The sequence below is a fragment of the Vibrio sp. 779(2023) genome, from assembly GCF_033344285.1.
GTDB lineage: Bacteria > Pseudomonadota > Gammaproteobacteria > Enterobacterales > Vibrionaceae > Vibrio > Vibrio alginolyticus.
The window spans coordinates 1-14,429 of sequence record NZ_JAWPOM010000017.1; the positions used below are offsets into that span (position 1 = coordinate 1).

Genomic DNA, 14,429 nt, shown 5'->3' on the forward strand with positions numbered 1-14,429 from the left:
GAGTGGCCAAAGGGAGCAGACTGTAAATCTGCCGGCACTGCCTTCGATGGTTCGAATCCGTCCCCCTCCACCATATTGAAGAAGCCAGCTCATTGAGCTGGCTTTTTTCGTTTCAGGATCTTGATAGCATAGTCCTACTACAACGAACCTTTCACTCCTAACCGAAACTCTGCTCGATTGAATACCTATCACGGTAAATAAGTGATCAGAAATAGCGTAGGGAAAATGCTTGAGAACAAGGCGCAATTTTTTGATAAGTAGTTATTCTACAATCAAAAATTGCAACGCAGTTATCGAGTATTTTAACAAGCTAGAATGACCTGTTATTTACTACGATTGGTATAACCTATACTCAATCTCACTAAAGCAACCAACCCCATGTGAAACTCCACAAACAAAAGGCTGAGGAGCAGATCTTTACCCTACAAACAATGTACTAGCTATTTTGATTTTGTTAGTTCGTATGGCCTTAATATGAATGTTCAATATAAATAGGAAAACACTTTAGGACTTACTAGAAAAAGTGGGCTCGCAAAATTAGAGCAAAAGTTATCAAGCGGACTCAATTAGTGATGTTTGTATAAAAACACGTACAAGAAATACAAATGATAGATACAAAAAATCCCGCAGGGGATGCGGGATTTTTACTAGTGACTAAATTGGTTTAAAGGTGACTAGCCTTGAATGCCAACGATTAACCATGGCGCATTAGGCGCAGTCAAGTCACGCTCTAGGTGCCAGATATCTTCGATTTCTTCTTCAACACCTTCTACTGTGTCACGGTAACGACCGCTAAACTGCAGACTAAGCTGTGCTTTATTTGCATCGTAATCAGCACGGACGATCTCCGCATCAACGTACATTACGTCAGTATGCTGCTCACCGTCGAGCTTCGCGCGCTCTGCTTTTAGGTCTTCAAACAAGCTTGGAGAAACATATTCTTCAATAGTTTCTAACTGGTTGTGATTCCACGCACCTTGCAGGATTCGATAGTGTTCACGAGAACCATTAATGAACGCTGCTTGGTCAAAACCCGGTGGGTAGTTATGTGGTACGTCTGTTTGAGCGCCAAAACCACCAAAGCCACCATTATTTGTGTTTGGTTGTTGCTCAAAGTTTTGCATGTTTGGTTGCTCAAACTTAGATGCGTTGCCACCAAATGCAGGCTGTTGACGATGCTGGTTCATACTGCCCTGCTTCGCACCTAGCATACCGCGCATTAGTTTAAAGATGACAAAGGCAATCAAACCAATAATTAGGATATCCATAAACTGGATACCTTCAAAAGCACCGCCAAAGAATGCAGCAAGTAGACCACCAGCAAGAAGTCCGCCTAGCAGACCACCCATAAGGCCTTTCTTACTTGAAGACTTTGTCGTCTGATCTTTGCCGACCGTATTGGTGTTTTGTTGCTGTTGTTTCGGTGCTGGTGCAGTTTTGTAGCTCTTACCGAAAGACTTACTGCCACCAAACTTCTTCGCTTCCGCTATAGGCGTTACAGCAACAGTAAACATCAATAAAGCAACAATAGAAAATAAACGTTTCATCGTTATCCTTAAAGTTAGCTATCTAAGATAGTGCCCCATTTTCAAGACGAAACAATCGTTGTTTCAAACAGTAGCACGCCAAAGATGATTTTTAAGTCATCATACTCTGTATACCGATTGATGAAAATAGCTTATAGAAGCTGACATGTATCAGAATATTGCCAAAAATGCAGACTGCTCACACTGCTTACAATTCAGCTGAAGGCGCTTGATCAATGTAAAAAAAGTATGGAATAAGTTCACTAATACTCCAGATTGTTTTACTTGAATTAGAATCAGTGACACAGCTCAGAATCCTACACCTTGAGGGCACTTGGATACATTGCCTTGTTGACGGTTAATAGGTAGCTGACTATCATATTGAACGATGTTCAATAAAGTAGTTTGAGAGTATGGCGCGCAGAAACGATCACACCCGAGAAGAGTTAGTGAATTTGACGTTAACAACGGTCAAAAACTTTTTAGATGAGAATTCTTACCACGAACTCAGTCTTCGTAAAATCGCTAACATGATTGGTTACGTGCCAAGCACATTGGTAAATGTTTTTGGTAATTATAATTTGTTGTTGCTTCATGTTGTCGCTCAAACTTTAGATGAGTTATCTCAAGAAGCACGCAAAGCGACTAATGACAGCAAAGACTCCCATCAAGCGCTTTTTGAACTCGCTTATTGCTACCACGATTTTGCTCAAAAACACCCATACCGTTGGCAGTTAGTGTTCGAACACAACATGAATGGAGCAGAACTTCCGGAATGGCATGCCAAACGTATCGATGGTATGACGGGAATGCTAGAGTCACTATTGGCTCAAATCGCACCACATCGTACTGAATCCGAAGTGATTCAAGCGAGTCGAGTCCTTTGGTCTGGCGTACATGGCATTACTTTACTCAGTGTTGATGATAAGTTTTTCTCTAGTGAACCTATTGATGGCAAAGAGTTGATCAGTAATCTTCTTTCTAACTATCTCACGAACTGGTAACAAAGGATTATCCATGTCATCCGACAGACAGCCGTCGTTACTTACGCAGAGAAAGTTCCTGCCCTATTTCATTACTCAGTTTTTTGGCGCTTTCAACGACAATATTTTTAAAAACGTTTTGCTGTTGTTTGTCGCATTCGCGGGCTCCAGTGCACTGCCTATTTCGAGCAATTTGTTCATCAACCTTGCGGCAGGCTTGTTCATTCTACCGTTCTTTTTGTTCTCTGCTTCCGCTGGCGTATTAGCCGACAAATATGAAAAGTCATGGTTTATTCGTAAGGTTAAACTATTTGAAATAGCCATCATGCTCTTGGGTGCCATCGGATTCATAACCGAAAGTTATGGTGTGCTTTTATTGCTACTGTTTTTAATGGGCACACAGTCAGCATTTTTTGGCCCAGTTAAATATGCCCTTTTGCCTCAAAAGTTAAATGCTAAAGAGTTAGTGCCCGGCAACGCTCTTGTTGAAGCTGGTACCTTTATCGCCATCCTTATTGGCACCTTAGGCGCTGGGATTATTGCCTCTGCAGACAACGCAAAATACCTTGCCGCATTTTGTGTCGTGATCTTCGCATTGTTAGGCTACTTGTCGAGCCGCTCAATCCCCTTTGCTGCAGCCAGCGCGCCCAATCTCTCTTTTCGTTGGCAACCATACAAGCAAACCAAACACACGCTCTCTATCGCCAAATCCGATCGAGTTGTTTTTCAATGCATAATGGCAATAAGCTGGTTTTGGTTTTTAGGCGCCGCATATCTAACACAATTTCCGAATTTCACTAAGATTTACCTAAATGGCACCGAGAGTGCGGTGTCTTTCTTGCTCGCTCTATTTTCCATTGGTATCGCGCTAGGGTCGCTACTTTGCAATTGGATCTCAAACCATCGTATCGAAGTCGGTATTGTGCCAATTGGTGCCTTTGGCATTACGGTATTTGGGTACCTAATGGCCACTTCCATTCCCAATGATCTACCTACTTTCCATAACTTTGTAGACTTCTTTAGATATGAGCCTTTTTGGCCATTATTTTTCTACCTATTGATGATTGGCGCTTCGGGCGGTTTATTTATCGTGCCTCTTTACGCATTAATGCAGCATCGAGCAAAGGAAACCGAACGTGCTCAAGTCATCGCAGGGCTCAACATTTTTAACTCTCTGTTTATGGTCGGCAGCGCTGTCTTAGGTATTGTGTGCCTAAGTGTAATCAAGATGACAATTCCTCAGCTGTTTGCATTGTTAGCCATTTTAAATTTCTTAGTCGCCGCTTACATCTTTTTGCAAATTCCTATTTTTGTAGTTCGCTTTGTCATGTGGATGCTTACGCACACCATCTATCGAGTTAAGCATAAGAATCTACACAACCTACCCGAGCATGGTGGGGCATTGATTGTATGTAATCATGTAAGCTACATGGATGCATTGCTACTTAGTGCCGTATGCCCAAGGTTGATTCGTTTTGTGATGGAGGAAGATTACGCCAACCTACCTCCATTAAGGCGCTTTTTACGTCGAACTGGGGTAATTCCAATTTCAGCGAGTAACAGAAGCTCTATCAGACGTGCATTTAACGATGTGGAAGCCGCGCTAAGCGAAGGTCATATCGTCTGTATATTCCCTGAAGGAAGATTAACGTCAGATGGTGAAATGAATGAATTCATGCGCGGTATTGATATAATCCTACGTCGTAGTCCAGTACCTGTCATACCTGTTGCACTTAAAGGCTTATGGGGAAGCTATTTCAGCCGCGCAAAAGGTCGCGCATGCTGTGGCTTACCGACTCGATTTTGGTCAAAGCTAGAAATTGAAGCAGGACAACCAGTGCCACCAAATGAGGCAACGGCAAAAACAATGTTCGATAAAGTGCATCAACTCAGAGGCGACTGGCGATAAAATACGCTTGAACACATGTTTAGAATAACTGAACATGTGTTCAAATCATTAAGACAAACTGACCACACCCAGTGCGATATACTCTCCCTTTCATTCACAACAGCGAATAAAAACCTTGAATAGAAACTACCTCCTGTTTGGATTGGCGTTACTTTTTTGTCTAACCCCTCTTGCCTCCTCTCCCATTGCTCTAGTTATCGGTTTTCTACTCGCAAGTTTTGGTTTTGTGCCTTCCGAGCTGCCCATCGCTTCTTTTACTAAAAAGCTGCTGTCTTACTCGATTATTGGCTTAGGCTTTGGCATCAACTTTGAGCAAGCACTTGCAGTCACATCGGATGGTATCGGCCTGATCATCGCCACTATTACAGGCACACTGATCATGGGCACTCTCATTGCCAGGGTAATTAAATTGGAGCGAGTAACCGCTTACTTAATCTCATCAGGTACTGCAATTTGTGGTGGTAGCGCAATTGCTGCTGTGGCACCGGCGATTAAAGCGAAAGACGAGCAGATTGGATTAGCACTGGCAACAGTGTTTGTCCTGAACTCCATTGCACTCTTTGTGTTTCCTGTGATTGGACATGCTTTAGGGCTAGATCAACACACGTTTGGCACATGGGCTGCGATTGCCATTCATGACACATCTTCTGTTGTCGGGGCTGCCTCGGCCTATGGGGAAGAAGCACTAACGACGGCAACAACATTGAAACTCGCGCGCGCTTTATGGATCATTCCTGTTGCTTTGATCAGTGCCGTCATCTTTTCAAGAGGCCAAAAAGAGAATGGAAAGAAAAAACTAGCTATCCCTTATTTCATTTTTTGGTACTGTGCAGCTATCGCGTTTAGCGACTTCTTTCCTCAATTTGAAATGGTCTATCACGGCATTTTCATTGGAGCAAAGCAAGCGTTGGTTGTATGTCTGTTCTTGATAGGTTGCAGCATTTCAATTTCAAAACTAAAGTCAGCTGGAGCTAAGCCGCTGTTGTTTGGTGTGACTCTGTGGGTGTTAATTTCGACCACTTCTCTAAGTTGGTTACTGTTTTAGATATTGGTGGTCTGCTTATCGCGTTGAGGGGACGGCATTTCCCGTTTGCTATTTTTGTATATAACGACCAACGCAATAGCGATCAAAAATGCCGTTAGCTCTGCAACAGAGCGGGCTAGCCCTTCACTACTTATCGCGATACCAATTTGTAGTGCTACTGCCGCAATTAAAACTAGCTTTGCCATCCTGAACCTTATGCATTTTCTCTCCACGAAGAAGCATAATTATGATTCAGAGTTATTAGGATACGAAATTCTCTTTATGACTAATACATAGCAAAATTGACTAATGCTGAAGTGATGACAGCAGCCACTCTTTCACTGCCTTACGCGAAATTTTGATCCCACCTTCTAGTAGAGTTTGTGGCATTACGTGGTATTCCACTGGCCATTTAAACTTCTCTAATTTTGATTGCAAATGCTGGTCATACTCCGATTTGCTGCGCAATCCATTGGTCTGAATCACAGCTACTGGTCTATGACCAAACTCCGCGTCTTCGACTGGAACCACTATACTCTGCACTACACCATCAATTTGGTTCAAAGCGGCTTCAATCTCTTCACAATGGATATTCTCACCACCAGAGATAAACTGATTGTCGGCACGGCCGATTATCTTTAATTCATCACCTTGCCACTCGCCAAGATCTTTGCTGTCAAACCAGCCTTTCTCATCCAGAAATGGGGTAACATGTCCTTGATGGAAATACCCTGCCGCTAATGTCTTACCGCCAACAAAAATGCGTTGGTCAACTAATTTTATCTTACGGTGCTTCAATACATGTCCAGCATTACTGGTGCTGTCAATTCTCTTTGCGGTAACGGTAGAGGCCGCCTCCGTCATCCCATAACCTAACCATGTCTCAATGCCTTGCCCTGTTGCTCGTAGTGCCAACTCGTGATCAACGTGGCTGCCGCCCAGTAGCACATGTGTCAATGACAAATGTGCATCATCATCCAATAACCGTTTGAGCTGAGTCGCAACCAAAGAAGCGTGTGATACGCCCTGAACATCATCAACAAGTTTCCCTGAACCGACTTTTAGTGTTGCTCCGACATATAGCCAACGATAGACAATCGCTAATCCAGAGACGTGATACAGTGGAAGCGATAACAGCCAAGCATCTTGCTGAGTGAAAATGAACTCCTGCAACAAGCCCTCTGCAGACGCAAGATGCTGTCGATGTGTATGAACCACAGCTTTAGGCTCCCCTGTAGAGCCAGAAGTAAATACTACTGAAGCGAGCCGGTCATGATGATAGCTATCTTCAGTCAACGAATCACTCTCTTGCTGTGATACTACAGGCGGTGAAAGCAATGTTGCCTTGAGTTTTTGTATATCATGTTCAGAAAAGATCGAAGCGCACTCCTGAGAAAACCAGATAAACCGAGTTTGATCAGGCCTGTAAAGTGTAGCAAGCTTACTCTGCAACTTATCTAGTGGTTGTTCCATGGTCAGCGCAGCGAGCGCGCCTAACTGTTTGGAGGCAAGATAAAACAACAGTGTTTCTACTTGGTTCTTGCCAACCAAAGTCAGCACATCCCCCCGAGTTACACCCAAGTCATTCAAATAGTGAGTGTATTGGTCAATACGCTTCGAGAGTTGTTGCCAGTTTAATACTTCTGTTGATGTCTTGAGTGCAATAGAAAAAGGGCTCGTTTGAGCCCAATATTTCCATGGTGCCTTCGCAATATTGTCTACGCAGAATGCCACACAATCTCCTGGTCTTTTAGAGGAAGAACGGGAAGTTCACACTTAGGCCAGCCCTGCTCTAGCTGAGCTTTGAATAAGCCAATCGTATCCAAACCTGGAACTTCATCAGGCAGCTGCCATTGGGCAAAGCGCGCTAATTGAGTTAAACCGAGACTGGATTCAATGCTCGAGCTAATCACTGCTTTCATCCCCAGTGACTTCGCTTTCTCTATCAGTGTAATACAAAAATCCACTGAACCAATGAGTGTGGGTTTGATGATGATCGTTTTCACACCAGTTAGATCTTCAAGACGGAAATCTTCACGACGAACCGCATCTTGCAATGTTTCATCCCAAGCGATAGCAATACCAGTATTAATCGCAAAAGAGAGACTATCGCCAGGAGAGCGGCACGGCTCTTCTAGAAACGTGATTCGTTGACGCAGAGACGGAGCAATGTACTTAGCGAACTGCTGCGCTTTTTCTGGTGTCCAAGCGCGATTGGCATCGAGTCGAAGCGTTAATTGAGGGATTGATTCAAGAAAAAGGTTCACAAGCATGCCATCGCGAATTGGCTCATAAAGTCCAACTTTCACCTTAGCGACTTTCTCACCTTCCATCTCGTTCAGCTTTGGAATGAGCTCATCTGGGTCGCCAGTGCATAGTGGCGCTGTTTGGTATTTACCTTGTTGTGGTAAGCCACCAGCTAATTCAAGCTGTGCCATCGATAAACCAAACGCAACCGACGGGTACATCTTGGCATAATCCACATCCAACTCTGCTACCCAACGCTCCGCCTGTTCTTGTAGCTGAACACCCGCATCTTCGGTGCTCTCTAAGCTAAAACAAGGAAGAGGAGCGACTTCTCCAAGCCCTGTTTTACCATCTTCGGAAAGCGCAACAACATAACCAACACGTTCGGTTAGCTTGTTGTCACGTAGGATGACACCACTATCCATGGGCAAGCTATAACGATAAATTTTCGCTTCACGCATAATTCAAGTCCTATGTAATGCCGTATATTTGAGCGTTCTGACGAGCAATCCCACCAGCCTCCCAGAGGGCGATGCGCTCAGGAAAAAAGTAACAGAGGAGCTAACACGCTCCTCATTTAGACGGATTATGGGTTGCGAGGGAATTTATCGAAGTCTGGGCGACGCTTCTCGTTAAAGGCATTACGACCTTCTTGGCCTTCATCAGTCATGTAGAACATCATCGTTGCGTTACCCGCTAGCTCTTGCAGACCCGCTTGACCATCACAATCTGCGTTTAATGCAGCTTTCAGGCAGCGCAATGCCATTGGGCTGTGCTGTAGTACTTCACGACACCAACGAACGGTTTCTTTCTCTAGATCCGCTAGTGGTACAACTGTGTTTACTAGGCCCATGTCTACCGCTTCTTGAGCATTGTAGAAACGACATAGGAACCAAATTTCGCGAGCTTTCTTTTGGCCTACGATACGAGCCATATAAGATGCGCCCCAACCGCCGTCAAATGAACCCACTTTAGGGCCTGTTTGACCAAATTGAGCGTTGTCAGCTGCAATTGTTAGATCACACATCATATGCAGTACATGACCACCGCCAACAGCCCAACCAGCTACCGATGCGATCACTGGTTTTGGACAAGTACGAATATCGCGTTGGAAGTCCAATACGTTGAGGTGATGTGTGCCTTGGTCGTCTTTATAGCCGCCGTAGTCGCCACGGATCTTCTGGTCGCCGCCAGAACAGAATGCGTCTTCACCTAGACCTGTCAGAATGATCACGCCAACACCAGAGTCGTAACGCGCATCTGCCAACGCATCAATCATCTCTTTTACCGTTTGAGGACGAAACGCGTTACGCACTTGAGGACGCGCAATGGTGATTTTCGCGATACCATCTTCAGACTTATGGTAATGAATGTCCTCGTATTTCTCGCCGCAATCTTTCCATTGAACCGGAGCGTAAAGTTCTTCTTCAGAAATGCCTACTGTTTTAGCCATGGTGATTCCCATTGTTCTCGTTACTCTCACCAAAGTGAGACTGAATTATTTGCTTGGTATGTATCGCAAACTGTTTGGGCTGCTCTTGATGGACGTTATGACCAGCGCCTTCAACTTGTCGATACGCCAACCCGCTACGTTGTGCCAGTTGGCTAAATTTTTGGTCTTTCTCACCACACAAGTAATACACTGGTATGTTCTGCTTTTGCAGTGAGGGCAACAAATATGCCTGTTTGGCTAACGATGTCGCCATCAACATATTCGCCACCGCTGAGCCAAGATTATCACTTCGCTTCGCAATGAATGTTTGTCTTTGCTCATGGTTTAGTGAAGAAAACACCGCTTGTTGGTACCAATCGTTCAAAACACGTTCAAGTGGTTCAGTTTTGAAACGCATTGCCCAGCGAGCATCATTCTCTAATCTCACCTGTTTCTCTGACTCAGTTTGAAGCCCGAAGTTTCCCCCTTCAATAATCGCGCCTGCAATATTGAGCTCTGGAAAGCATTGATGGGCAATACCATGCATCGCAATGCGGCCGCCCATAGAGTATCCAATCAAAATAAGTGGTTGTTGTGAGGGAAATAATAAAGATAGTGTGGAACCAAGAAGTTTGCAGCAATCATTTAAATCGCAGCAAAAAATAGATTGGCTGCGTCCGTGACCAGGAAGGTCAACCGTAACACGTTCATATTCGGGTAACGCGTTGATACACGATTGCCAGTCTTCACCGCTACCAAACAAACCATGCAAAAACACCAGAGTAGGCAAAATACTACTTTGGTGCTTTTCCGTTGCTGGGAAGCGTTTAGAATAGAGCATGCAAATTCTTGTTGAAGGATTTTAGTTGCTCTACCGCTTGGTTCGATGGCGTTTGAACTTCAACCACTAACGCCCCTTCGCCGCTAGCAAAATGCTCAGAGACTATAGATTGATACTCAGCCAGCGTGTTCGGTTTGCAATACTGTAAACCAAACTGTTTCGCTGCATGTTCAAATTCATAACCATGAGGCATTTGATAGAACGACTCGCGATGCTCTTGCGGTACAGGCAGTAAGTCAAAAATCGCCCCACCATCGTTGTTAGTAATCACCAACACCGAAGGCAACTTGTTGTGCGTAAACAGTGCCAATGAGTTCAGCCCATATAAGGCAGAAGTATCGCCAATAAACATTAACATCGGGTTCTGGCGCGCGCGTTGTACCCCGCTTGCTGTGGCAAACAGCCCATCAATGCCAGACGCACCACGGTTAGTGAAAACCTCTGTGTTATCAAGCTTGCCGAACATGTCGATCAATCGGACAAACAGACTGTTGCCAACAAACAGATCCACACCCTGAGCACGCTCAGCCACATCAATCGCTAACGCAATCTCACTCAGCTCACTCTTAGGGTCAGAAGCAAACAAGCCTTTCGCGTGTTGCGTGACCTGTTTGATGTCCGCGGCAAGTTCATTTGCCCAACCAGCATGTTCTGATGAAAACTCCGTCGTACGTTCAACCCATGAGCTTGGCTGCTCCGCCCAGTGCCATTGTGGTAAGTGACTTTGGTTATCTCGCTCTAATCGAGGCGATACGTACCAATATTGAATGTCACCACCTTGCTGATTACGTGCTACGTGTTTTTCTAACCAGTGATTAAAACGTTTAGAAATGATTCGACTACCGAACTGCACGATTAAGTCACAGCCATCCAGTAGGCTAGCCAATTTCGAATTCTGCAACCATAAATCAAAATGCGCCCAATCCGAACTGACACCACTTTGTGGATCAGCAAGGACTGGCCAGCCCATTTGCTCTGCAAACGCTCGTGCAGCTTGAGCCTGAACCAGTGGCAAACTACCAATGACCACCACACCTTTGTTATCCCCACAGCTTGGAATTGCACTGCTGGTTTTCGGGTTAAAGCGCTGGCAATACGTCACCTTGCTATCTCGCCAGCCAGCAACGGTATCAAGGTAATCCTGATAGGTACTCTTTTCTGTATTGGAGTACAAAGGCTCTGGAAATGCACAATTAATATGAACAGCACTACCCTGCAATTGCTGAGTAAACATCACTTCGTCAACAGAGGTCAGCAACCAGTTAAGCGACGTTGCTAAATTTGGGCTTGGTAAATTCAAACTGGCCGAAACATGATGTGAAAAAATACCCAATTGATTTATCGCTTGGTTTGCACCACAGCCGACAAGTTCTACTGGACGATCTGCTGTCAGCAGCACCAGTTTTTCACCAGTAAGTTTGGCTTCGGCAACCGACGGTAATAGGTTCGCCACTGCCGTACCAGAGGTAACGATAATTGCCACTGGCTCCTGAGTAGCTTTCGCTAAACCAAGAGCCATAAAGCCCAGTCCACGCTCATCAAAATGAGTATGAATGGAAAAGTCGGACTGTTCTGCCGCTTCTAAAGTTAAAGGAGTAGAACGAGATCCGGGAGCGATACAAACATGCTTAACGCCAAATCGCTGAAGCTCAATCAATATGGTTTCTGACCAAACTCGATTGAGCACCGCTTGGTCATGACTCATGATGCGACTCCCAATGGCGGATGATCAGAAATCAGCGTAAGTAACGTCGACATTTTCTTATCAAGTTCTGCCCACTCATGTTCTGCCACAGAACCAGGCACAATCCCTGCGCCCGCAAACAGTTGTACTTGATCACCGAGCACAAGCGCGCTTCTGATTGCAACACAAAACTCTGCTCGTTCATGGCTTATATAACCCATTGACCCCGCGTACCAGCCGCGTGCAAAGGGCTCATTATCAAGAATAAACTGCATGGACTCTTGTCGGGGTAAGCCAGCAACCGCCGCTGTTGGCTGAAGCGCCGATAACAACTGAACACCATTTATCCCCGCTCTTAGACTAGCGTGAATATTTCGCTTAAGGTGCTGCACTTTTCGTAGTCTGACCAAACTAGGTTCAGCTTCCACTTCAACCATTTCAGAATGCGGTGATAGACGATCAATGATGTCGTCCACCACATACTGGTTTTCGTTGAGGTTCTTTTGGTCTTGGGATAACCAATTCGCCAACTCCATATCTTGAGTGGCATTGTCTCCCCGACCAATCGTACCTGCTAACGCTTCGGTATGTAGCTCATGCCCTACGCGAGAATACAAACGTTCTGGTGTAGACCCCATAAAACTGTGCTTACTGTCTAAGCTCAGCATGAAATGGAAGCTATGATGGTTATTTAAGTAACTTGCTTTAAGTAGCTGTGCAGCACTTAATGTGTTATCAAGCTGCACGGTAGAGCGACGCGCTAAAACCACTTTCTTAAAATCATCATTCTCTATACCAGTCAGAACCTTATGAACTAACTCATTCCATTGAGGCTGACTTGGCGTATGAACAATAGAGCGGATGTGAGACGAAATTGGAGCTAAGGCCGCGACCTCACAAACCAGTTTATTCAACCCAGCTAGAGTTCGCGATTTGTCTTCTGAAATATTAACTGCGAGAGACCACTGATGGTCAAAACGAATTAACTCAATTTGAGGCAAAAAGAAAAAAGAAGGCATACAGCGACGATTCTTCTCATGCTGTCCATCAAAAGAGCGCCCGCCCCAGACTCTTTGCCCTTCACCTAGAATGGTATAAGCAGGACCTGGCTCAACAAAAGCGTGCAATTGCCCTAGTGCAACGACCTCTTCACGTGTATCGCGGGACTGCCAATAAAACTTAGGGAAAAGTGGTTGTGCATCAAGCCAATCAATAAATGAGAAATTGGGTTTCTCGCTAAGGGGCTCGACCAGACGTGTTTGATTGCCTTCCGATTGCTGAACTCGCTCGATAATTCTCTTTACGGCTTGATGGAACTGTGACAAATCAACCTCGTTGTATGTGAGGATAAATGGTAACTGACGGCTACTCTAAGTTTAGACCCAAAGCAAATCAAGGTCGTATGCGATCTTTTGCAAAATCCTGTGATAGCAAGCGAGCAAAACTTAACCAGCAGACAGATTATTTACAGATATATATTCTAATAAAAAACAAATTATTGTATTTTAATAAAGAAATTAACGAATTTTTAGGAATTAAACAATGCAAAATATCGGGATGTCGTCAAAACTCGACAATGTCTGCTACGACATTAGGGGTCCTGTACTCAAACATGCTAAGCGCATGGAGGAAGAAGGGCATAAAATCCTAAAGCTAAACATTGGTAACCCTGCCCCATTTGGTTTTGACGCCCCTGATGAGATTTTAGTCGACGTGATTCGTAATCTGCCGACTTCTCAAGGCTATTGTGATTCCAAAGGTATTTACTCTGCTCGTAAAGCTGTGGTCCAACACTATCAGCGTAAAGGTATACGCTCGCTAGATGTAGAAGATGTGTATGTAGGTAACGGCGTGTCTGAGTTGATCGTAATGGCCATGCAAGCGCTATTAAACAATGGCGACGAAATGCTGATCCCAGCACCAGACTATCCGTTATGGACAGCTTCAGTTGCACTATCTGGTGGTAAGCCGGTTCATTATCTATGTGATGAAGAGGCTGACTGGTACCCAGACCTTGAAGACATCAAAAAGAAAATCACACCAAAGACACGTGGCATTGTTCTGATCAACCCGAACAACCCGACAGGTGCGGTATACAGCCGTGACTTCCTACTTGAAGTGATTGAGATAGCACGCCAGCACAAACTGATCATTTTCGCAGATGAGATCTACGACAAAGTGTTGTACGACGGTGCAACACATACCTCAGTCGCCACACTCACTGAAGACGTACTAGTCATGACATTCAATGGCCTTTCAAAAGCCTACCGTGTTTGTGGTTTCCGTGGTGGCTGGATGTTCTTAACGGGGCCTAAACATCTGGCTCAAGGGTACGTGAATGGCTTGGAGCTGCTTTCATCGATGCGTTTATGTGCAAACGTACCAATGCAACATGCCATTCAAACCGCGTTAGGTGGATACCAGAGTATCAATGAACTGATTTTACCTGGCGGACGCTTGTTAGAGCAGCGCAACCGAGCGTATGAACTGATCAATCAGATTCCTGGCGTTTCTTGTGTCAAACCTAAGGGTGCGATGTACCTCTTCCCGAAAATCGACACTAAAATGTACAACATCAAGAACGATCAACAGATGGTTTTAGATTTCTTAAAACAAGAGAAAGTCTTACTGGTGCAAGGTTCCGGCTTTAACTGGCCAAAACCAGACCACTTCCGCATCGTGACACTACCGCACGTTGAAGATCTAGAAATCGCCATTGGACGTTTTGAAAGATTCCTATCAACCTACAGCCAGTAATGAATCACTGGTAGTAATTAGTGCTG

The 14,429-nt window shown here is 44.8% G+C and carries 12 protein-coding genes; 4 read left to right on the forward strand and 8 right to left on the reverse strand.

Annotation, left to right across the window (positions count from 1 at the left end; genetic code table 11):
- Positions 1-674: 674 nt before the first annotated feature.
- On the reverse strand, positions 675-1,547 hold the full coding sequence (locus R8O70_RS18350; protein ID WP_005384268.1) for a Tim44 domain-containing protein: 873 nt from the start codon (positions 1,545-1,547) through the stop codon (positions 675-677).
- A gap of 392 nt (positions 1,548-1,939) precedes the next feature.
- On the opposite strand from R8O70_RS18350, the gene R8O70_RS18355 reads away from it, so the two are divergent.
- The 3 genes from R8O70_RS18355 to R8O70_RS18365 all read left to right on the forward strand — a co-directional run bounded on the left by R8O70_RS18355 (position 1,940) and on the right by R8O70_RS18365 (position 5,463).
- The gene (locus R8O70_RS18355; RefSeq protein WP_005382308.1) at positions 1,940-2,530 is read left to right on the forward strand and encodes a TetR/AcrR family transcriptional regulator; all 591 of its coding nucleotides are present in this window, start codon (positions 1,940-1,942) and stop codon (positions 2,528-2,530) included.
- 13 nt (positions 2,531-2,543) lie between these two features.
- On the forward strand, positions 2,544-4,418 hold the full coding sequence (locus tag R8O70_RS18360; protein WP_005384269.1) for an MFS transporter: 1,875 nt from the start codon (positions 2,544-2,546) through the stop codon (positions 4,416-4,418).
- Positions 4,419-4,533: 115 nt separating this feature from the next.
- Entirely contained in the window at positions 4,534-5,463 is a 930-nt protein-coding gene (locus R8O70_RS18365; RefSeq protein ID WP_005384270.1) for a YeiH family protein, read from the forward strand.
- Here the strand turns inward: R8O70_RS18365 and R8O70_RS18370 are convergent.
- From R8O70_RS18370 to R8O70_RS18400, 7 genes are all read right to left on the reverse strand, one after another.
- The gene (locus R8O70_RS18370) at positions 5,460-5,648 is read right to left on the reverse strand and encodes a hypothetical protein (protein WP_158173745.1); all 189 of its coding nucleotides are present in this window, start codon (positions 5,646-5,648) and stop codon (positions 5,460-5,462) included. The genes R8O70_RS18365 and R8O70_RS18370 overlap by 4 nt on opposite strands.
- Before the next feature lie 100 nt (positions 5,649-5,748).
- Entirely contained in the window at positions 5,749-7,176 is a 1,428-nt protein-coding gene (menE, locus tag R8O70_RS18375; RefSeq protein ID WP_138939405.1) for an o-succinylbenzoate--CoA ligase, read from the reverse strand.
- Positions 7,161-8,150, reverse strand: a complete 990-nt coding sequence (gene menC, locus R8O70_RS18380) for an o-succinylbenzoate synthase (RefSeq protein ID WP_017819994.1) — start codon at positions 8,148-8,150, stop codon at positions 7,161-7,163. The genes menE and menC overlap by 16 nt, the downstream gene beginning before the upstream one ends.
- Positions 8,151-8,275: 125 nt before the next feature.
- Positions 8,276-9,142 (reverse strand): 1,4-dihydroxy-2-naphthoyl-CoA synthase, encoded by an 867-nt coding sequence (gene menB, locus R8O70_RS18385; protein ID WP_005382318.1) that lies wholly within the window; start codon positions 9,140-9,142, stop codon positions 8,276-8,278.
- Positions 9,135-9,962 carry a 2-succinyl-6-hydroxy-2,4-cyclohexadiene-1-carboxylate synthase gene (gene menH / locus R8O70_RS18390; protein ID WP_017819993.1) on the reverse strand — a complete coding sequence of 276 codons (828 nt, stop codon included), beginning with the start codon at positions 9,960-9,962 and terminating at the stop codon, positions 9,135-9,137. Before menH ends, menB begins: the two co-directional genes overlap by 8 nt.
- Positions 9,949-11,667 (reverse strand): 2-succinyl-5-enolpyruvyl-6-hydroxy-3-cyclohexene-1-carboxylic-acid synthase, encoded by a 1,719-nt coding sequence (gene menD / locus R8O70_RS18395; protein WP_017819992.1) that lies wholly within the window; start codon positions 11,665-11,667, stop codon positions 9,949-9,951. Before menD ends, menH begins: the two co-directional genes overlap by 14 nt.
- Positions 11,664-12,971, reverse strand: coding sequence for an isochorismate synthase MenF (locus R8O70_RS18400; RefSeq protein ID WP_149191945.1), 1,308 nt, complete (start codon positions 12,969-12,971; stop codon positions 11,664-11,666). Before R8O70_RS18400 ends, menD begins: the two co-directional genes overlap by 4 nt.
- 217 nt (positions 12,972-13,188) lie before the next feature.
- On the opposite strand from R8O70_RS18400, the gene R8O70_RS18405 reads away from it, so the two are divergent.
- Positions 13,189-14,403, forward strand: a complete 1,215-nt coding sequence (locus R8O70_RS18405; RefSeq protein ID WP_005384283.1) for a pyridoxal phosphate-dependent aminotransferase — start codon at positions 13,189-13,191, stop codon at positions 14,401-14,403.
- Positions 14,404-14,429 lie beyond the last annotated feature (26 nt).

Excerpts from the sequence above, each read along its gene's own strand:
- R8O70_RS18350 (WP_005384268.1), bottom strand. The coding sequence starts at position 1,547 with ATGAAACGTTTATTTTCTATTGTTGCTTTATTGATGTTTACTGTTGCT.
- R8O70_RS18355 (WP_005382308.1), top strand. The coding sequence starts at position 1,940 with ATGGCGCGCAGAAACGATCACACCCGAGAAGAGTTAGTGAATTTGACG.
- R8O70_RS18360 (WP_005384269.1), top strand. The coding sequence starts at position 2,544 with ATGTCATCCGACAGACAGCCGTCGTTACTTACGCAGAGAAAGTTCCTG.
- R8O70_RS18370 (WP_158173745.1), bottom strand. The coding sequence starts at position 5,648 with ATGGCAAAGCTAGTTTTAATTGCGGCAGTAGCACTACAAATTGGTATC.
- menC (WP_017819994.1), bottom strand. The coding sequence starts at position 8,150 with ATGCGTGAAGCGAAAATTTATCGTTATAGCTTGCCCATGGATAGTGGT.
- menB (WP_005382318.1), bottom strand. The coding sequence starts at position 9,142 with ATGGCTAAAACAGTAGGCATTTCTGAAGAAGAACTTTACGCTCCGGTT.
- menH (WP_017819993.1), bottom strand. The coding sequence starts at position 9,962 with ATGCTCTATTCTAAACGCTTCCCAGCAACGGAAAAGCACCAAAGTAGT.
- menD (WP_017819992.1), bottom strand. The coding sequence starts at position 11,667 with ATGAGTCATGACCAAGCGGTGCTCAATCGAGTTTGGTCAGAAACCATA.
- R8O70_RS18405 (WP_005384283.1), top strand. The coding sequence starts at position 13,189 with ATGCAAAATATCGGGATGTCGTCAAAACTCGACAATGTCTGCTACGAC.